This window comes from Streptomyces sp. 1-11, assembly GCF_007176755.1.
Taxonomy (GTDB): domain Bacteria; phylum Actinomycetota; class Actinomycetes; order Streptomycetales; family Streptomycetaceae; genus Streptomyces.
In genome coordinates, this window is record NZ_BJTV01000009.1 from 57,329 (window position 1) to 76,841 (window position 19,513).

10 protein-coding genes, 1 tRNA gene and 1 pseudogene are annotated in these 19,513 nt (G+C 74.3%); 5 read left to right on the forward strand and 7 right to left on the reverse strand.

From position 1 onward, the window contains the following. Window positions 1-5: 5 nt before the first annotated feature. Window positions 6-1,745 (forward strand): annotated as a pseudogene (locus TNCT1_RS20305) (SelB C-terminal domain-containing protein); the annotation flags it as partial. 35 nt (window positions 1,746-1,780) lie between these two features. On the opposite strand, the gene TNCT1_RS35590 reads toward TNCT1_RS20305, so the two are convergent. Beyond that, window positions 1,781-1,873: transfer RNA gene (locus tag TNCT1_RS35590), tRNA-Sec, on the reverse strand. 35 nt (window positions 1,874-1,908) lie between these two features. On the opposite strand from TNCT1_RS35590, the gene selD reads away from it, so the two are divergent. Next, on the forward strand, window positions 1,909-2,919 hold the full coding sequence (gene selD / locus TNCT1_RS20310) for a selenide, water dikinase SelD (protein WP_143634155.1): 1,011 nt from the start codon (window positions 1,909-1,911) through the stop codon (window positions 2,917-2,919). A gap of 55 nt (window positions 2,920-2,974) precedes the next feature. Here selD and fdh read toward each other — a convergent pair whose 3' ends face one another. The 3 genes from fdh to TNCT1_RS20325 form a co-directional block, all read right to left on the reverse strand. Continuing rightward, window positions 2,975-6,286: a formate dehydrogenase gene (fdh, locus tag TNCT1_RS20315; RefSeq protein ID WP_373920490.1), complete on the reverse strand. Its 3,312-nt coding sequence runs from the start codon at window positions 6,284-6,286 to the stop codon at window positions 2,975-2,977. Between the two features lie 116 nt (window positions 6,287-6,402). Beyond that, window positions 6,403-7,422, reverse strand: a complete 1,020-nt coding sequence (gene nrfD, locus TNCT1_RS20320; RefSeq protein ID WP_174266369.1) for an NrfD/PsrC family molybdoenzyme membrane anchor subunit — start codon at window positions 7,420-7,422, stop codon at window positions 6,403-6,405. Next, a complete protein-coding gene (locus TNCT1_RS20325) occupies window positions 7,419-8,456 on the reverse strand; it encodes a 4Fe-4S dicluster domain-containing protein (RefSeq protein WP_143634159.1) in 1,038 nt (345 codons plus the stop codon). The genes nrfD and TNCT1_RS20325 overlap by 4 nt, the downstream gene beginning before the upstream one ends. 439 nt (window positions 8,457-8,895) lie before the next feature. Here TNCT1_RS20325 and TNCT1_RS20330 point away from each other — a divergent pair, with 439 nt between their 5' ends. Then, window positions 8,896-13,146: a HAMP domain-containing protein gene (locus TNCT1_RS20330; RefSeq protein ID WP_174266370.1), complete on the forward strand. Its 4,251-nt coding sequence runs from the start codon at window positions 8,896-8,898 to the stop codon at window positions 13,144-13,146. Window positions 13,147-13,411: 265 nt separating this feature from the next. Then, window positions 13,412-15,811, forward strand: coding sequence for a SpoIIE family protein phosphatase (locus TNCT1_RS20335; protein WP_143634592.1), 2,400 nt, complete (start codon window positions 13,412-13,414; stop codon window positions 15,809-15,811). 48 nt (window positions 15,812-15,859) lie between these two features. Here TNCT1_RS20335 and TNCT1_RS20340 read toward each other — a convergent pair whose 3' ends face one another. Together TNCT1_RS20340 and TNCT1_RS20345 are read right to left on the reverse strand one after the other, a co-directional pair. Next, the gene (locus tag TNCT1_RS20340) at window positions 15,860-16,309 is read right to left on the reverse strand and encodes an ATP-binding protein (RefSeq protein WP_143634164.1); all 450 of its coding nucleotides are present in this window, start codon (window positions 16,307-16,309) and stop codon (window positions 15,860-15,862) included. A gap of 182 nt (window positions 16,310-16,491) precedes the next feature. Beyond that, window positions 16,492-16,665: a CsbD family protein gene (locus TNCT1_RS20345; RefSeq protein WP_143634166.1), complete on the reverse strand. Its 174-nt coding sequence runs from the start codon at window positions 16,663-16,665 to the stop codon at window positions 16,492-16,494. 322 nt (window positions 16,666-16,987) lie between these two features. Between TNCT1_RS20345 and TNCT1_RS20350 the strand changes: the two genes are divergently transcribed. Further along, the gene (locus TNCT1_RS20350; RefSeq protein WP_143634168.1) at window positions 16,988-18,181 is read left to right on the forward strand and encodes an ANTAR domain-containing protein; all 1,194 of its coding nucleotides are present in this window, start codon (window positions 16,988-16,990) and stop codon (window positions 18,179-18,181) included. A 78-nt stretch (window positions 18,182-18,259) separates the two neighbouring features. Here TNCT1_RS20350 and TNCT1_RS20355 read toward each other — a convergent pair whose 3' ends face one another. Then, window positions 18,260-19,510 (reverse strand): cation:proton antiporter, encoded by a 1,251-nt coding sequence (locus TNCT1_RS20355; RefSeq protein ID WP_235902762.1) that lies wholly within the window; start codon window positions 19,508-19,510, stop codon window positions 18,260-18,262. Window positions 19,511-19,513: the final 3 nt, after the last annotated feature.

Sequence of the window (19,513 nt, forward strand, 5' to 3'; positions counted from 1 at the left end):
ACGGCATGCACGTCCTCGCCACCGCCGGCCACGTCGACCACGGCAAGTCCACCCTGGTGCGGGCGCTCACCGGCATGGAACCCGACCGCTACGCGGAGGAGCGCCGCCGGGGCCTGACCCTCGACCTCGGCTTCGTGTGGACGCGGCTGGAGCCGGCCGGGGAGCACCTCGCCTTCGTCGACGTGCCCGGGCACGAGCGCTTCGTCGCGACCATGCTCGCCGGCGCCGGCCCGGTGCCCGCCGTGCTGTTCGTCGTCGCCGCCGACCAGGGCTGGCAGCCCCAGTCGCAGGAGCACCTGGCGATCCTCGACGCGCTCGGCGTCCGGCACGCCGTCCTCGCGGTGACCCGCGCCGACCTCGCCGACCCCGGACCGGTCCGCGCGGACGCCGTCGAACGGCTCGCCGCCACCTCTCTCGGCAAGGTGCCGTCCGTGGCGGTCAGCGCCGTCACCGGCGCCGGGCTGGACGACCTGCGCGCCGAACTGGCCCGGCTGGCCGCCGCGCTGCCCGTCCCCGACGCCGAGGCCGACGTACGCCTGTGGCTGGACCGGGCGTTCACCGTGCGCGGCCACGGCACCGTGGTCACCGGCACGCTCGGCGCGGGCACCCTGCGCGTCGGCGACCGGCTGGTCACCGGGGACGGGGACGTACTGCGGGTGCGCGGCCTGCAGACCCTGCACGAGGAGCGGACGGAGGCCGGCGCGGTGGCCCGGGTGGCCGTCAACGTGCACGGCCCGGCGGCCGGCCGGCTCGGGCGCGGGCAGGCGCTGCTGACCCCGGACCGCTGGCTCACGACCGGCACGGCGGACGTCCGGGTCGCGGGCGAGCCCGTCGGCGACCTGCCCCGTTCGGTCACCCTGCACATCGGCACGGCCGCCGTCCCGGTGACGGTCCGTCCGCTGGGCGAGGACACCGCCCGGCTCACCCTGCACCGTGAACTGCCCCTGCGCATCGGCGACCGCGCCGTGCTGCGCGAACCCGGCGGCAGCCGCATCCCCTGCGGCGTCACCGTCCTCGACGTGCGCCCGCCCCGGCTGGACCGGCGAGGCGCCGGCCGGGCCCGCGCGGCCGAGCTGGCCGGGATGACCGGACGCCCCGACGGCGCCGCCGAACTGCGCCGCCGGGGGCTCGTCCGGGCCCGCGACCTGCTCGCCATGGGCGCCCCGCTCCCGGCCGGCCCCGTCGCCGGTGACTGGCTCGCCGACGACACGCGCTGGAAGGACCTCGGGGACCGGCTGGCCGCCGAGGTCGCCCGGCACGCCCGCGCGCACCCGCTGGAACCCGGCCTCCCCGCCGAGGCGGCCCGCCGGCTGCTGGGCCTGCCCGACCGCGCCCTGGTGGACGCCCTCGTACGGGCCGCGCCCCGGCTCCGCGACCGCCAGGGGCGGCTGTACGACACCGGGGCCACCGGGCCCGCCCTGCCCCCGGCCGTGCGCGCCGCCGTCGACGCCGTGCGCGGGGACCTGGAGCGAACGCCCTTCCGCGCACCCGAGGCCGACCGGCTGACCCGGCTGGGCCTGACCCGTAAGCCGCTGGCCGCCGCCGTGGCCGCGGGCGCGCTGCTGCGGATCGCGGACGGGATCGTGCTGCTGCCCGGGGCGGACACCGAGGCCGCGGCCGTACTGCGCCGGCTGCCGCAGCCGTTCACGCTGAGCGAGGCCCGGCAGGCCCTGGACACCACACGCAGGGTCGCCGTGCCGCTGCTGGAGTACCTGGACGCCCAGGGGCACACGGAACGCGTCGACGACCAGCGACGCCGCTGCCGGCCCGGGCGGGGGAGCGGAGGCGGACGGGAATCGAACCCGCCTGCCCGAGATCCTCGGACACCTCGGTTTTGAAGACCGGGAGGGCCACCAGGCACCCACACGCCTCCACCGCTCGACCAGGCTAGTGCCCCAGGAGACACGTATGACACCGACCCGCCAAGCCGCCGTACGCCTCACGCAGTTCGCCCACGGCGGCGGTTGCGCCTGCAAGATCCCGCCGGGCGAGCTGGAGGAGGTCGTCAGCGGCCTCGGCGCGCCGCTGTCCGGCGGCGAAAGCCCGCTGCTGGTGGGCCTCGCCACCGGGGACGACGCGGCCGTCGTCACGCTCCCCGGGCAGGACACGGCCATGGTGTGCACCGCCGACTTCTTCACCCCGGTCGTCGACGACCCCTACGACTGGGGGCGCATCGCCGCAGCCAACGCGCTGTCCGACGTCTACGCCATGGGCGGCCGGCCGGTCCTCGCCGTCAACCTGCTGGCCTGGCCCCGCGACCGGCTTCCCTTCGAGCTGGCCCGCGAGGTGCTGCGCGGCGGTCTGGACATCGCCACCGAGGCCGGCTGCCACGTCGGCGGCGGGCACAGCGTGGACGACCCGGAACCCAAGTACGGCATGGCCGTCACCGGGCTCGCCGACCCCGCCCGGCTGCTGCGCAACGACGCCGGCCGCCCCGGCCTGCCGCTGTCGCTGACCAAACCGCTCGGCCTCGGGGTGCTGAACAACCGGCACAAGGCGACCGGGGAGCGGTTCGAGCAGGCGATCGCCACCATGACGGCGCTGAACCGGGACGCCTCCGCCGCCGCCCAGGCCGCCGGGGCCACGTGCGCCACCGACGTCACCGGCTTCGGGCTCCTCGGCCATCTGCACAAGCTCGCCCGGGCCTCCGACGTGACCGCGGTGCTGGACACGGCCGCGGTGCCCTACCTGGACGGCGCCCGGGAGGCCGTGCGGGACGGCTACGTCAGCGGCGGGACCCGGCGCAACCTGGAGTGGGTCGCGCCGCACACCGACTTCGGGGCCACGGACGCGGACACCCGGCTGCTGCTGGCGGACGCCCAGACCTCGGGCGGACTGCTCGTCGCCGGCGAGGTGCCCGGAGCACCGGTGGTGGGAGAGCTGGTGCCCCGCGGCGAGCACTCGATCGTGCTCCGCTGAGCCGCCCGCCGGGGCCCGTGGCGACCCACCCGCCGCGGGCCCCGGGCGGGCCGTCCTACGGCTCGGTGCCGGTGTGCTCGTCGATGCCCGCCCGGGCCCGGTAGGACCGCACCAGCTCCAGCGACGCCGGACCCCGCGGACGGCGCCCCGGCCGGATGTCCACGGCGAACGCCTTCGCCTCCTGGATGTGCGTGTTCGGGTCCAGGGACAGGTGCAGCAGCTCGTTCGCCGCGTCCCCGGTGGTGTAGCCGTTCGGACCCCAGTGGTAGGGCAGGCCCACCTGGTTCAGGGTCCGGCCCTGCACCCGCAGCGGCGCCATCCGGTCGGTCACCAGCACCCGGGCCTCGATCACCCCGCGCGCGCTGACGATCGTCGCCCAGCCGGTGTGCTCCAGGCCCCGCTCGGCGGCCAGCTCCGGCGACACCTCGCAGAAGAACTCCGGCTGCAGCTCGGCGAGATACGGCTGCCAGCGGGACATGCCGCCCGCCGTGTGGTGCTCGGTGAGCCGGTAGGTGGTGGCCACGTAGGGGAACACCTCCGAGCCGGGCTCGGTGCCGCTCGGCTGGTAGCGGTTGTCCGGCAGGGACGGCAGCAACTGCCGCACCGGATTGCGCTGCTGGCCGTAGAGCAGGTTCGGGAACGGGGAGTCCTGGGGCTCGTAGTGCGTGGGCAGCGGGCCGTCGGTGAGCCCGGACGGCACGTACAGCCACGCCTTGCCGTCGGCCTGCATGATGAACGGGTCCCGGCCGGACAGCGCCTCGGGGCCGGTCGCCCCCTCGGGCGGCTCGTGATCGGGCGCCATGTCCTTCTTGAAGTCGGGCACGTCGTGCCCGGCCCACTCGCCCCGCTCACCCTGGTCCGGGTCCCACCACACCAGCGCCTTGCGCTCGCTCCACGGCCTGCCCTCCGGGTCCGCCGAGGCGCGGTTGTACAGGATGCGCCGGTTGGCCGGCCAGGCCCACGCCCACTCGGCCGCCACCCAGTCCTGCTCCTGGCCCGGCTTGCGGCGAGCGGCCTGGTTGACGCCGTCCGCGTACACCCCGCAGTAGATCCAACAGCCGCACGCGGTGGAGCCGTCGTCCTTCAGCTGCTCGTACGAGGAGAGCGGATCGCCCTCGGCGTCGTGGCCGTTGATCTCGGCCAGCACGGCCTCGGCGTCCGGCTCGGCGATCGGGCCCTTCGTCGGGTAGTCCCAGGCCAGGTCGAGCACGGGCCGGTCCATCTCGTCGGTGGAGCCGGCGAGCTTCCGCCGGACGAGCCGCCCCAGGTGGTACGTGAACCACAGGTCGCTGCGCGCCTCGCCGGGCGGCTCCACGGCCAGGTGGTGCCACTGCAGCAGCCGCTGGGTGTTGGTGAAACTGCCGTCCTTCTCGGTGTGCGCGGCGGCCGGCAGGAAGAACACCTCGGTGCCGATGTCCTCGGTGCGCATCTCCCCGGTCTCGATCTCCGGGCCGTCCTTCCACCAGGTCGCCGACTCGATGAGGGAGAAGTCCCGCACCACCAGCCAGTCCAGGTTGGCCATGCCCCTGCGCATCAGCTTGGCGTTGGCGTTGCCGACCGCCGGGTTCTCGCCGACCAGGAAGTAGCCCTTGCACACACCGTCGAGCTGGGCCAGGGCCGTCTCGTAGGCCGAGTGCGAGCCGGTCAGCCGCGGCAGGTAGTCGAAGCAGAAGTCGTTCTCCCGCGTCGCCGCGTCGCCCCAGTAAGCCTTGAGCAGGCTCACCAGGTAGGCCCGCATGTTGCCCCAGTAGCCCTTGTGCGTCGCCTCCGCCTCCGCGAACGCGTCCAGGTCCTGGTTCTGGTGCGCGTGCGGCATCGGGATGTAGCCGGGCAGCAGGTTGAACAGCGTCGGGATGTCCGTGGAGCCCTGGATGGAGGCGTGGCCGCGCAGCGCGAGGATGCCGCCGCCCGGCCGGCCGATGTTGCCGAGCAGCGTCTGCAGCACCGAGGCCGCCCGGATGTACTGCACGCCGACCGTGTGCTGCGTCCAGCCCACCGCGTACGCGAACGCCGTGGTCCGGTCCCGTCCGGAGTTCTCCGCGACCAGCTCGCACACCTGCCGGAACAGCTCCCGCGGCACCCCGCAGACCTCCTCGACCAGCTCGGGCGTGTAGCGGGCGTAGTGCCGCCTGAGCACCTGCAGGACACAGCGCGGGTGGGTGAGCGTCTCGTCCCGCTCGGGCTCGCCCTCGCCGATCACCGCCCCGCCGGAGCCGTGGGCCTCGCCGCGCGCCGCCTCGGTGACCGAGCTGTCGTCGGAGCCCCCACCGCTGGTGCGCTTGTCGTACTCAAGATCGCGTTCGCCGGAGGCCGCCTGCACCTCGACGCCCTCGTACTGCCAGCTCGTGTTGTCGTAGGAGCGGCTGTCGGTGTCCAGGCCGGAGAAGACGCCGTCCAGGTCCTCGGTGTCCCGGAAGTCCTCCCGGAGGATCACCGAGGCGTTGGTGTACGCCAGCACGTAGTCCCGGAAGTACTTCTCCTCCCGCAGGACGTGGTTGACGATCCCGCCGAGGAAGGCGATGTCCGAGCCCGCGCGAAGCGGCACGTGCAGGTCGGCCAGCGCGCTGGTCCGGGTGAACCGCGGGTCCACGTGGACCACCTTCGCGCCGCGCGCCTTCGCCTCCATCACCCACTGGAACCCGACCGGATGGCACTCGGCCATGTTCGAGCCCTGGATGACGATGCAGTCGGAGTTCTGCAGGTCCTGCTGGAAGGTGGTCGCGCCGCCGCGGCCGAACGAGGTTCCCAGACTGGGAACGGTGGAGGAGTGTCAAACACGCGCCTGGTTCTCGATCTGGATCGCTCCCAGCGCGGTGAACAGCTTCTTGATCAGGTAGTTCTCTTCGTTGTCGAGCGTCGCCCCGCCGAGGCTCGCGAAGCCCAGGGTGCGCCGGGTGCGCTTGCCGTCGACCTCCCACTGCCAGCCGGACCGCCGCGCCTCGACGACCCGGTCGGCGATCATGTCCATCGCCGTGTCCAGGTCCAGCCGCTCCCACTCGGTGCCGTGCGGCCGCCGGTACAGCACCTGGTGCTCCCGCGCGCTCCCGGTGGTGAGCTGCAGGCTGGCGGAGCCCTTGGGGCACAGCCGGCCGCGCGAGACGGGGGAGTCCGGGTCGCCCTCGATCTGGGTGACCTTCCCGTCCTGGACGTACACGTTCTGGCCGCAGCCCACCGCGCAGTACGGGCAGACGGACTTCACCACGCGGTCCGCGGAGGCCACCCGGGGCTCCAGCCGTGCGCTGCGCCCGCTCTTGGCGGCGGCCCCCCGGCCCAGCGGGTCCGTACCCGTGAGCTGGCGGTAGACCGGCCAGGAGCCGATCCATGTGCGTACGCCCACGACTCGCCCCTTCCGTCCGCGTTCCTGCATTCTCACGCAACCGCGCGAGCGGGGCATCCCGGCCCCGGAGTGCGACCGGAGTACCCCCGCCCGGTCCGGCCAAACCGCCGTCGCCGCCCCCGGCCGCGTGCGCCCCGGGGCCCCGTTCACCGCCCTTGCGCGGCGAGCCGCTCGCGCTGCGGCACCACCGTGTACTTCGGGTCCTCGGCGGAGGCCACCCCGGCCTGGAACACGCCGAAGCGCAGCGCCGCGGAGCCGGTCAGCAGCGCGGCGCCGGCCACCAGGCCGAGACGCCGGTCGCGCACCCGCCCGGACAGCAGCGCCAGGGCGGCGCCGCCCGCCGTCAGCGCCTCGGCGGCCCGCAGCAGCCGCTGCGGCCGGCCCTGCTCGTAGGGCTCGGCGGCCAGGCCCATCCGCTGCTTCATCAGCCGGAAGGCGCCCAGCTCCAGCGCCGCGCCGAGGGCCGCCATCCGGCGCGCGGGCCCCGCCTGGCCGGCCGGGGCCGCGGCCAGCGCCAGACCGGACGCCGCGGTCGCCGCCGACCCGGCGAAGACGTACGGGAGCTGCCGGTAGCCCTCGTGCCAGGACGGCACCGCCGTGTCCGAGAGCAGCACCGCGGTGTACGTGGCCACCGCCGGGCCGAGGACGGCGGCGCCCGCCGTGGCGGCCGAACCGGCCAGGCGGTAGCGGCCCGCGACGTCGGCCGCCGCCGCGGCCAGCGTCAGCGGCGCGTAGGCCGACAGCACCCAGGAGCCCACACTCATCGGCGAGGTGGGCTTGAACACCCGCAGCATGTTGAGGAAGCGGGCCGGGCGGCCCAGGTCGTGCACCAGCGCGGCCAGCGACAGCGAGATCGCCCCGGCCGCGCCCAGCTTCGCCGGGCGGGCCAGCGCCGGCCGCCCGCCGAGCTGGGCACCGGCGGCCAGCAGCGACGAGGCGCCGGCCAGGCCGCCGAGGTACAGGTACCCGGCGATGTCGAGCGCCTTCCACGTCGGCTTGTTCAGCACCGGTTTGCCGTAGTACGAGGAGAACTCCGCCTCCGGGACCATCGGCTGTTCGCCGCGGCCGCGCCGGCGCCGGCGGCGTCCGGCCCGCGCGCCCGTAAGGGCCTCGCGGCCGGGCCACGCCCTCCGCACGCCGTGCCTGGTGACGTCCGAACCGCTCATCGCGGCCTCCTCGCGAAGCTGGTGACGGCGAGCGCGGCGAGCGAGACGGCGGCCAGCGCGGCGTGCCGCCACATGTCGGGCAGATCCCGGGTGGTGACCACCGGGTCCGGGGGCAGGCCGTACACCTCCGGCTCGTCCAGCAGCAGGAAGAACGCGCCGTCCCCGCCGACCCCGTCGTCCGGGCTCTCGCCGTACAGCCGGGCGTCGGCCACCCCGGCCGCCCGGAGCCGGGCCACCCGGGACGCGGCCCGCTCGCGCAGCTCCTCCAGCGGGCCGAACTGGATGGAGTCGGTCGGGCAGGCCTTGGCGCAGGCCGGCTCCATGCCGACGCCGAGACGGTCGTAGCACAGGGTGCACTTCCACACCCGGCCGTCGTCCTTGCGCTGGTCGATGACGCCGTACGGGCAGGCGGGCACGCAGTAGCCGCAGCCGTTGCAGACGTCCTCCTGGACGACCACCGTGCCGAACTCGGTGCGGAACAGTGCCCCCGTCGGACACACGTCCAGGCAGGCCGCGTGGGTGCAGTGCTTGCACACGTCGGAGGACATAAGCCAGCGCAGCTCGGTGCGGCCGTCGGGGGACACCGGGGAGATCTCACCGGCCGGTGCGCCCGCGGGCGCGGCGCCGGGCGGGGGAGCGGTGGCGCCGGGGCCGGGCGAGTCCGCGCGGGTGCCGAGGCCCGCCGCCGCGGCGAAGACGTCGACGTCGTCGTGGGAGACCCCGGGCTCCTGCCCGCCGAACGGCTTGCGCTGCTCGATGAAGGCGACGTGCCGCCAGGTGTCGGCGCCGAGCCCCTGCGTGTTGTCGTAGGACATGCCGGTCAGTTCGAGCCCGTCCTCGGGGACGGCGTTCCACTCCTTGCAGGCCACCTCGCAGGCCTTGCAGCCGATGCACACCGACGTGTCGGTGAAGAAGCCCATCCGGGGCGGCGCGTCCGGGTAGCCGGCCGCGCCCGCCACGTCCGGCTGGGGGCCGGACAGCAGATGCCCGTGCGACGCTCCGGCGCCCGTGGTGCCGTCGTGGTCCGGGGTCATGGCGCACCCTCCTCGCTCAGCCCTCGCCCCGCCGGCGGCGCAGGCGCGGGAGCCGTCCGGGGGCCGGGTTCCGGTGCCCTGTCTCGAGCGTGGCACGGGTGCCCTCCTTCGGCGCGCCCGAAACGGCCCCGCAGGCGGCCGTGCCGCCTCGCGCGAGCGCCGCCGGCGCGCGCCGGGAAGGGGGGTGCCGAACACGATTGGGTACCCCGGTTCTCCGGCCCTACACCCGGGCGGACGCATCCGTCGGCGAAGTCACGGCGGCCGGCCGCCTGCTTTGTCGGGGGTCGCCGAAGTGGGTTAGCCTTCGGCGTATTTTTCTCATCAGGCAAATCCGTGAACTGCGGAAATGCACACACCAAGGGCCGGGTCAGGCCGCGTGCCCGGCGGTGGTTCCGAGCCCTCTGCCCGAGGGCTCCTGGGGAGCGGAACGAGGGTGAACATGGCCGGCAAGGCGACTGGGGCGATTGACGCGGTCCCGGGCGAACAGGAACTGAGACGTCTCCTGGCGGGACTGACCGCCGTTCGCGACGGCGACTTCGGTACGCGTCTGCCGGACGACTCCAGTGGACTGATGGGCGACATCGCCACCGTCTTCAACGGCATGGTCGACCAGTTGTCCGTGTTCACGTCGGAGGTGACCCGGGTGGCCCGCGAGGTGGGCACCGAGGGCACCCTCGGGGGGCAGGCCGAGGTGCCGGGGGTCTCGGGCACCTGGGCCGACCTCACCGACTCCGTCAACGCGATGGCGGGCAACCTCACCACCCAGGTGCGCGACATCGCCCAGGTCGCCACCGCCGTGGCCAAGGGAGACCTCTCCCAGAAGATCGACGTGCCCGCGCGCGGCGAGATCCTCCAGCTGAAGGAGACCGTCAACACGATGGTCGACCAGCTGTCGGCCTTCGCGGACGAGGTGACCCGGGTGGCCCGCGAGGTGGGCACCGAGGGCCGGCTCGGCGGCCAGGCGCAGGTGCCCGGGGTGGCCGGTGTCTGGCGGGACCTCACGGATTCGGTCAATTTCATGGCCGGGAATCTCACCGCCCAGGTGCGCAACGTCGCCCAGGTGACGACGGCGGTCGCGCAGGGCGACCTGTCGCAGAAGATCACCGTGGACGCCCGGGGCGAGATCCTGGAGCTGAAGAGCACCATCAACACGATGGTCGACCAGCTCTCGGCGTTCGCCGACGAGGTCACGCGGGTGGCCCGCGAGGTCGGCACCGAGGGCCGGCTCGGCGGCCAGGCGGACGTCAAGGGCGTCAAGGGCACCTGGCGCGACCTCACGGACTCGGTCAACTTCATGGCCGGGAACCTCACCGCCCAGGTGCGCAACGTCGCCCAGGTGGCCACCGCGGTCGCGCAGGGCGACCTGTCGCAGAAGATCACCGTGGACGCCCGGGGCGAGATCCTGGAGCTGAAGAACACCATCAACACGATGGTCGACCAGCTCTCCGCGTTCGCCGACGAGGTCACGCGGGTGGCCCGCGAGGTCGGCACCGCCGGCAACCTCGGCGGCCAGGCCACCGTCCGCGGTGTCTCGGGCACCTGGAAGGACCTCACCGACAACGTCAACGTGATGGCGTCCAACCTGACCGGGCAGGTCCGCTCCATCGCCCAGGTCGCCACGGCGGTCGCCAAGGGCGACCTGTCGCAGAAGATCACCGTCGAGGCCAAGGGCGAGGTCGCCGCGCTCGCCGACGTCATCAACACCATGGTCGACACGCTCTCCGCGTTCGCCGACGAGGTCACGCGTGTGGCCCGCGAGGTGGGCACCGAGGGCCGGCTCGGCGGCCAGGCGCACGTGCCCAACGTGGCCGGCACCTGGAAGGACCTCACCGACAACGTCAACTCCATGGCCAACAACCTCACCGGCCAGGTGCGCAACATCGCGCTGGTGACCACCGCCGTGGCCAAGGGCGACCTGTCCAAGAAGATCGACGTCGACGCGCGCGGCGAGATCCTCGAACTGAAGACGACCATCAACACGATGGTCGACCAGCTCTCGGCGTTCGCCGACGAGGTCACGCGGGTGGCCCGCGAGGTGGGCACCGAGGGCCGGCTCGGCGGCCAGGCCGAGGTCGAGGGCGTCTCCGGCACCTGGAAGCGCCTCACCGAGAACGTCAACGAACTCGCCGGCAACCTCACCCGGCAGGTCCGCGCCATCGCCGACGTGGCCAGCGCCGTCGCCGAGGGCGACCTGACCCGGTCGATCACCGTCGACGCCTCCGGCGAGGTCGCCGACCTCAAGGACAACATCAACTCCATGGTGGAGTCGCTGCGCGAGACGACCCTGGCCAACCAGGAACAGGACTGGCTCAAGACCAACCTCGCCCGTATCTCCGCCCTGATGCAGGGCCACCGCGACCTGCCCGTCGTGGCGGAGCTGATCATGGACGAGCTGGTGCCCCAGGTCTCCGCCCAGTACGGCGCCTTCTACCTCGCCGAGGACGGCGAGAGCGGTCCCGAGCTGCGGCTCGTCGGCGCCTACGGCAGGCCCGAGGAGGACGACCGGCCCGCCCGCATCCCGTTCGGCCGGTCCCTGGTCGGCCAGGCCGCGCGCAGCCGCCGCACCATCGCCGTGGACGAGCTGCCGCCCGGCTACGTCACCATCTCCTCCGGACTCGGACAGGTCGAGCCCACCGCGCTGCTGCTGCTGCCCATCGTCTTCGAGGAGCAGGTCCTCGGCGTCATCGAGCTGGCCTCGGTCACCCGGTTCACCCCCGTCCAGCGGGACTTCCTGCAGCAGCTCGTGGACACCATCGGCGTCAACGTGAACACGATCGTCGCCAACGCCCGCACCGACGAGCTGCTGGAGGAGTCCCAGCGCCTCACCAGCGAACTGCGCTCGCGCTCCGCCGAGTTGCAGGCCCGCCAGGAGGAACTGCAGCAGTCCAACGCGGAACTGGAGGACAAGGCCTCCCTGCTGGCCGACCAGAATCGGGACATCGAGGCGAAGAACCTGCAGATCGAGCAGGCGCGGCAGGAACTCGAGGCCCGCGCCCAGCAGTTGTCGCTGGCCTCGCGGTACAAGTCCGAGTTCCTCGCCAACATGAGCCACGAGCTGCGCACCCCGCTCAACAGCCTGCTCATCCTGGCCCAGCTGCTGGCCCAGAACCCCTCCCGCAACCTCACCCCGAAGCAGGTCGAGTACGCGGGCATCATCCACTCCGCGGGTTCCGACCTGCTGCAGCTCATCAACGACATCCTCGACCTGTCCAAGGTCGAGGCCGGGAAGATGGACGTCACCCCGGAGCGGGTCCCGCTGCGGCAGCTCATCGAGTACGTCGAGGCCACCTTCCGCCCGATGACCTCGCAGAAGAGCCTGGACTTCACCGTCACCACCGCGCCGGGCGCCCCCGCCGACCTGATCACCGACGACTCCCGGCTGCGGCAGATCCTGCGCAACCTGCTCTCCAACGCGGTGAAGTTCACCGAGCAGGGCAGCGTGGAGCTGAGCATCGAACCCGCCGCCGACGACGAGGTGCCCGACGGCGTGGTGCGGGGCGGGGCCGTCGTGGCCTTCCGGGTGAAGGACACCGGCATCGGCATCCCCGAGCAGCAGCGGGAGACCATCTTCGGCGCCTTCCAGCAGGCGGACGGCACCACCAGCCGCAAGTACGGCGGCACCGGCCTCGGCCTGTCCATCACCCGGGAGATCGCCCACCTCCTCGGCGGCGCCGTCACCGTGACCAGCACGCCGGGCAAGGGCAGCACCTTCTCCCTCTTCCTGCCCGTCGCCCGGGTCGATTTCGAAACGCTGCTGCGCAGCGCGCCGAAGCCGCCCGAGCTGTCGCCGGCCGGCACGGCGCCCGCGGCCGGGGCCCTGGAGAGCGCCCCCCAGGCCGTCGCCAGGCGGGAGCGCCCGCGCCGGCTGCTGGTGGTGGAGGAGCGGCCGCGCGGCCTGCTCACGCTCGTCGCCGAAAGCGTCGTCGGCGACCTGGCGCACACCCACGCCGAGGGCGCCACCGTCGACATCATCGCCGCGGTCGGCGCGCACGAGGCGGCCGGCGCCCTCGCCGCCGAACCCTGCCACTGCGTCGTCGTCGAACTCGGCGCTCCGGACGGGGAGTCGGCCCGCTTCCTGCGGGCCCTGCGCGGCGACTCCGCCCTGGCGAGCGTCCCGGTCCTGGTGCACAGCTCGCACCGCACCGAGCACCTCGCCGAGGACACCACGGGCGGCTCGCTGGAGTACCTGTACAGCCTGGACGAGCTGCGCGAGCGGATCGCCCTGCACCTGTCGGCCGAGGAGCCCGGCGAGGTGCTCACCCTGGTCCGCGGCGAGGAGCCGCAGGTCGCGGCGGTCCAGCCGGTGGACGAGCGGACCCGCGGCCGCACAGTCCTCGTCGTCGACGACGACGCCCGGAACCTGTTCGCGCTCAGCGGCATCCTCGAACTGCACGGTTTCCGGGTGCTGCACGCGGAGAACGGCCGCAAGGGCATCGACACGCTGGTGAACAACCCGGACGTCGAACTCGTCCTGATGGACGTGATGATGCCCGAGATGGACGGCTACACCGCCACGGCCGAGATCCGCCGGATGCCCCGGTACGCCGACCTGCCGGTCATCGCCGTGACCGCCAAGGCCATGCAGGGCGACCGGGAGAAGAGCCTCGCGTCCGGAGCCAGTGACTACGTCACCAAGCCGGTGGACACCCAGGACCTCATCGCCTGCGTCCGGCGCTGGCTGCCCGCATGAGGAGGCGACGCGTGACCGCGGCCGAGGAGTGTGACCGGTGAACGACTACGAACCGCTGTCCGAGGCGGCCGGCCTGAGCCCGGGCGCCCCCGGCGCCGGCCCGCCCGCCGGTCCCGGCCCGTCCGCGGGCGTGGAACCGGCGGACCCGCCGGGGGCCGTGGAACCGGCGGACCCGTCCGGGGTCGTGGAGCCCTCCGGCCCGGCCTGGGCCGTGGAGCCGTCCGGCCTGACGGGCGTCGCGGAGCCGTCCGCACTGACGGGCGTCGTGGAGCCGTCCGGCCCGACGGGGGCCGGTGAGTTCCCCGGCCCGGCGCAGGAGACGGGGCCCGGCGCGCCGGTCACCACGCCCGTCGGCAGGCTCGCCGCCACCGTCGAGCGGCTGCGCGGGGAGGTACGGGCGGCCCAGGCCGAGGCCGAGGGCCGGGCGCTGCTGGAACTGGCCAAGGGCATCCTGGTCGAGCGCCTGGGCTGCGGCCCGGCGCAGGCCGCCCGCCAGCTCGCCGAGCTGACCGAGCAGGCCCGGATGACCCCGCTGGAGTTCGCGGTCGAGGTCATCAACCAGGCCGCCCGCGACCGGGTCTCGGAGGTCGCCAAGGCCTTCCTGGCCGCCACCGCCGACCCGGTCGCGCCGGAGGAGGACTCCGCCGCCGTACGGCTGCGCGCCGCCGAGAGCGGCGCCCTGGCCGCGGACGACACCCAGGCGGTGGCCGACTCGCTCCTCCAGCACGCCCTGCGGCCGCTCGGCGCGGTCGCCGTCGCCGTCTGGGCCGCCGGCTCCGACGGCTCGCTCACCCTGGCCGGCAGCGCCGGGTTCCCGCAGGCCGAGGCGGACCGCTGGCGCTACGTCCCGCCGGACGTGGCCACCGTGGCCCGGCGCGGCCTGACCGAACCGGGCGGCCAGTGGCTCACCTCGCTCGCCGAGTCCGGGCTGCCCACCATCGGCCGCCGGGACTTCGCGGAGGGCGCCCGGGTCGCCGTGCCGGCGGGCGCGGGCGGCCGTATCCACGGCGTCCTGGAGATCGCCTGGCCCGGCCCCGAGGGTCCGCGGCCGCCTCAGGTGGTCCGCCAGCTCGAGGCACTCGCCGAGCTGTGCGCGCACACCCTGGAGTCCCACCCGCTGCTGCCCGGCCCGCAGGACACCCGGGTGCTGCCGGACGTGGTGGAACTGATGGACCTGGCGGACGGGCTGCACGACCCGGCGCTGGTCCTGGTGCCGCACCTGGACGAGACCGGCCGGCTCGTCGACTTCCGCATCCAGCACGTCAACAGCCGCTTCATGGACCCGGCGGGCCGGCCGCGGGCCGTGGTCGGCGGCGCCCTGCTGCTGGAGGCCTACCCGATGGCCGCCGGGTCCAACGAGCTGTTCCAGCGGGTGGAGCGGGTGTACGCCACCGGAGAGCCCTTCCGGGCCCACCGCATGCGGCTCACCGCCCTGGTCGACCAGGTGCCGCTGTCGGCCTTCGCGGACATCAGTATCAGCCGGCACGGCACCACCGTGCTGCTGATCTGGCGGATCGAGGACGAGACGGCGCGCCTGGCCAGCCTGCTCCAGCACGCCCAGCGGCTCGGCCGCATCGGCGGCTTCGAGGAGAACCTGCTGACCGCCGAGATCACCTGGAACGGTCAGCTGTTCGACCTGTACGGCCGCCCGCCCACCAGCCCTCCGGTCCCGCTGGAGGACCTGGCCGCGCACGCGCACCCCGACGACGCCGTAGGCATCGGCCGGTTCCTGCGCACCCTCGTGCACCACCGGCGCCCGGCCTCCGTCGCCTTCCGGCTGCAGCGGCCGGAGGGGGTCACCCGGCACGTGCGGGTGGTGGCCGAACCGGTCCTGGACACCGACGGCCAGCTGCTCGTGGTGCGCGGCGCCTACCAGGACATCTCGGCCCAGCACTGGACCGAGGTCGCCCTGGCCGCCACCCGCGACCAGCTCGCCCACACCGAGCAGCAGGCCGACGAGCGCAACCGGCTGGCCCTGCAGCTCCAGCACGCCATCATGCCCCCGGCGCACGCCCCCCTGGAGGTGCCGGACCTGCAGGTGGCCGTGCGGTACCGGCCCGCGGAGACGGAGCACCTGGTCGGCGGCGACTGGTACGACGCGGTGGTGCTGCCCTCGGGCCTCGTGCTGCTGTGCGTGGGGGACGTGGCCGGGCACGGCATAGAGGCGGCGACCAGCATGGTGGTGCTCCGCAACGCCCTGCGCGGCCTGGCCGTGACCGGCGCCGGACCGGCGCAGCTGCTGTCCTGGCTGAACATCGTCGCCCACCATCTGACCGGCGCCGTCACCGCCACCGCGGTGTGCGGTCTGTACGACGGTGAGCGGCGGACCCTGCGCTGGGCCCGGGCGGGACATCTGCCGCCGGTTCTGGTGCGGGACGGGGAGGCCAGCGCCATGCCCACGCTGAAGGGGCTGCTGCTGGGCGCCGTGCCGGACGCGGTGTACGAGGAGACGGAGATGCAACTGGCGGCCGGCGACACCCTGCTGATGTACACCGACGGGCTGATCGAGCGACGGGACCGCTCCGTCCAGGAGTCCCTGTCGCATCTGCTGTCCATGGCCCGCTCCGCACCCGGCGGCCTGGACCAGCACCTGGACCGGCTGCTCACGCACAGTAGGTCGGACACGGACGACGACACCTGCATCGTGGGGCTGAGGCTCGCCTGAGCCGGACGCCCGGGCCGGGCCGGAGCCGTGCGGCGTCGTCGCCCCGCGTCACCCGCCCGGTCGGGGGTGCAGGGCGACGGTGGCGGTGACGCGCTTGCCGCGCGGCAGCGGGGCGACCTCCAGGCCGCCGCTGAGCAGGTTCACCAGGAGCAGCCCGTGGCCGCCCACCCGGCCCGGGTCGGGCGGGGGCTGCCGGGGGAGCTCCGGGGACGTGTCGACGACCGTGATGCTCAGCGCGGTGGCGTCGGGCGTCAGCTCCAGCCGGAGCGCGCACGGGCCCGGTGCGTGTTTGACGGCGTTGGTGACGAGCTCGCTGGCGACCAGCTGGGCGTCCTGGAGAGCGCGCCGTCCCGGTGCGGGCCGGGTCCGTTCCAGGAGGGCGCCCACCGCGTCCCTCGCCTCGGCGATGCAGGGCGCGCCGCAGTCCCAGGTGCGGCTGTACCGCAAGGTGGGAGGACGGTCCTGCGTGACCGTGTGAGTCGACAGTTGGATGTCCATACCTCGTTGCCCTCTTCCTCCGGGGGTCGGGGTCCCTTCCTGATCGAGGAGGCGCGTGCCGTCCCTGTGGCGGTTACCCACTGGAGGGTCGGTCAAGTACACGCGAACCGGGGCAGGCCGCGGAGATCCGGTCGAGCGATCCCCGCGGCCTGCCCCGGCGTGCTGCTCCGGTGCAGCGCTCGTCAGTGCTTGAAGGCGTCCTTGCCCTTCTCCTTGGCCTCCCGGGCGTCGCCCCGCGCGCCCTCCATGCGGCCCTCGGCCTCCATGCGCTCGTTGCCGACGGCGCGGCCGACGGTCTCCTTGGCCTTGCCCTTGGCCTGCTCCGCCTTGGCCTTCGCCTTCTGGTTGCCTGCCATGGGGTAGTCACATCCCAACGTCGTTCGGTGTGCGGTCGACATCCGGATTGCCGTTCTGTCCCGGTCCAAACCCCCGGCTCCCGCGGCGTGCCCCTCGGCGGGCCGTGCCCCGCACGGCTCCCACCGGGCACGCGGCCCGTGCCCGGTGGGCCGGCCGGGGAGCGCCGCCCGTGTCGTCACGCCCCGTCCGGCCCGCGTCTGCTTGCCTTTTCCCGGTGACCGGGAACAGGGTGGTGGAAGGAGCCCGCCGGGCGGCGGACGGCGGTCCGCGCGCGGCGGGGAAGGACATGCGCGTGCACACGAACCCACTGGACGGCGCACCGTGACCACGGGCGCCTCGCTGACCGTGCTGCCGGTGGCCGACCGGGCGGTGGTACTGCGGCTGTCCGGCGCCTGGGACCGTCACGGCGCCGGGCCGGCCCTGAGCCGCGAACTGGAACCGAGGCTGGCGAGCGCCGGCCGGCGCGGACTCTGCCTCGTCCTGGACGTCTCCGGGGTCAGCGGAACGAGCACGGAGTTCCGGGACGCCCTGGACGCCCCCACCCGTGATCTCGGGGCCGAGTCGGTCCTGGTCAGCGGCGCTTGCCCCGCGGTGCGCGCGGTCCTCACGGCCGTCGAGCTGCCCGGTGTGCGGCTGTGTCCCACCCTGGAGGAGGCGCTGGCCCTCGTGTGCCGGGCGGCCGCCGCCGGGCCACGGCCCGAAGCGGCGCGGGCGGTGCCGGAGGACGTGCGCAGCGAGGTGTTCGGGCTGCGGGCGAAGGCGCGCACCAGCGGGCTCATCGGGATCGCCCAGGGCATCCTGCTCGCCCGCTACGGCCTGCCGGACCCCGGCGAGGCGTTCGCCCTGCTGCGGGCCGGCTCCCAGCACCACAACGTGCCGCTGCGCGTGTTGGCCGCGGCGGTGGTGAGCGCGCCGGCGCCGCGGGCGCCGCACGAGTGGTTCCCCGGACGCCGTCATGTTCCGCCGCCCGTCCTCGACCTCGCGCCGCCCGGTCCGGTGGACGTGCGCGACCGCCGGCAGGTCCTCAGGGCCGCCGTGTACACGGCTGTGACCGTGACCGACGCGGACGCCGCGGAGATCCACCTGACCGACCACACCCGCGAGGCCCTGGTCCTGGAGGCCCACCACGCGCTGGACGCCGCCTACCGCGACTGCCTGGCCCTGGTCTGCGGTCCGCCCGCGGTGTGCGCCCGGGCCCAGGCGGCCGGCAAGCCGGTGACCGTCGCCGATGTGGCCGCCGATCCCGCCCTGGCCGGGCACCCCGTCGGCCGGGCCACGCTCGCCGCGGGCAGCCGCGCCGTGCACAGCACCCCCATGATGACCACCGAGGGCGAGTGCAAGGGCGTGGTCTCCGTGCACCGGGCGGGCCCGGACGTCTGGCTGGCGCCGGCGCAGGAGACGGCCCTCGGCGAACTGGCCGGCGACCTCGCCGCCTGGCGCTCGTGGTACCGCCGCACCGTCGTGCTCGACGCCCTGGAGTACCTGCACGCCCGCGGCACGGGGTGGGCGGACTGAAGGTACCCGGCCTGGCGGCAGGCCCCGCCCGTACCGGCCGGACGGCGGGGGGCGGGCCCTCGGCCGCCCGGCGCGGGCTCAGGAGCGGCCGACGGGGTCCTGGTCCAGCAGCGCGGCCTCGCCGTCCTCGGCCGGTGACGGGCCGCCGGCGGCCGGTGCCGTGCGGCGGCCGGCGAGGCCGGCCAGCCGGCGGGCGACCGGTTCGGTGTAGCGGGCGGTGAGGGGGCCGAGGACCACCAGGATGAGGACGTACGCCGTGGCCAGCGGGCCGAGGTCGGAGTCGATGCCGGCGGTCACCGCCAGACCGGCGATGACGATGGAGAACTCGCCGCGGGCCACCAGCGTGCCGCCGGCCCGCCACCTGCCCTTCGCCGATATGCCCGCCCGGCGCGCCGCCCAGTAGCCGGTCGCGATCTTGGTGAGCGTGGTGACGACCGCCAGGGCGAGGGCGGGCAGCAGCACCGGCGGGATGCTGGCCGGGTCGGTGTGCAGGCCGAAGAAGACGAAGAACACCGCGGCGAAGAGGTCCCGCAGCGGGGCGAGCAGGTTGTGCGCGCCCTCGGCGACCTCACCGGAGAGCGCGATGCCGACCAGGAACGCGCCCACCGCCGCCGACACCTGCAGCTGCTGGGCCACGCCGGCCACCAGCAGGGTCAGTCCCAGCACGACGAGCAGCAGCTTCTCGGGGTCGTCGCTGGAGACGAAGCGGGAGATGTGCCGCCCGAACCGCACCGCCAGCAGCAGGACGAGACCGGCGACGCCGAGGGCCACGGCCAGCGTCACGCTGCCCGCGGCGAGCCCGGTCCCGGCCAGCAGGGCGGTGACGACGGGCAGGTAGACCGCCATCGACAGGTCCTCCAGCACCAGGATGCTGAGGATCACCGGGGTCTCCCGGTTGCCTATCCGGCCCAGGTCGCCCAGTACCTTGGCGATGACGCCCGAGGAGGAGATCCAGGTGATGCCGGCGAGGACGACGGCGGCGATGGGACCCCAGCCGAGCAGCAGCGCCATCACGGCGCCCGGCAGGGCGTTGAGGGTGGCGTCGACGATTCCGGCCGGGTACTGGGTCCGGAGGTTGGAGACCAGGTCGCTGGCCGTGTACTCCAGGCCCAGCATGAGCAGCAGCAGGACCACGCCGATCTCGGCGCCGATCGCCACGAACTCCTCGCTGGCGCCGAGCGGCAGCAGCCCGCCTTCGCCGAAGGCCAGTCCGGCCAGCAGGTACAGCGGGATGGGGGAGAAGCTCAGGCGCGCGGCGAGCCGGCCGAGCAGCCCGAGGCCGAGGATGATCGCACCGAACTCGATCAGGAAGACCGCGGAGGAGTGCATCCG

Coding starts and splice junctions, on each gene's coding strand:
- selD (WP_143634155.1), top strand. CDS start 1,909: ATGACACCGACCCGCCAAGCCGCCGTACGCCTCACGCAGTTCGCCCAC.
- nrfD (WP_174266369.1), bottom strand. CDS start 7,422: ATGAGCGGTTCGGACGTCACCAGGCACGGCGTGCGGAGGGCGTGGCCC.
- TNCT1_RS20325 (WP_143634159.1), bottom strand. CDS start 8,456: ATGACCCCGGACCACGACGGCACCACGGGCGCCGGAGCGTCGCACGGG.
- TNCT1_RS20330 (WP_174266370.1), top strand. CDS start 8,896: ATGGCCGGCAAGGCGACTGGGGCGATTGACGCGGTCCCGGGCGAACAG.
- TNCT1_RS20340 (WP_143634164.1), bottom strand. CDS start 16,309: ATGGACATCCAACTGTCGACTCACACGGTCACGCAGGACCGTCCTCCC.
- TNCT1_RS20345 (WP_143634166.1), bottom strand. CDS start 16,665: ATGGCAGGCAACCAGAAGGCGAAGGCCAAGGCGGAGCAGGCCAAGGGC.
- TNCT1_RS20355 (WP_235902762.1), bottom strand. CDS start 19,510: ATGCACTCCTCCGCGGTCTTCCTGATCGAGTTCGGTGCGATCATCCTC.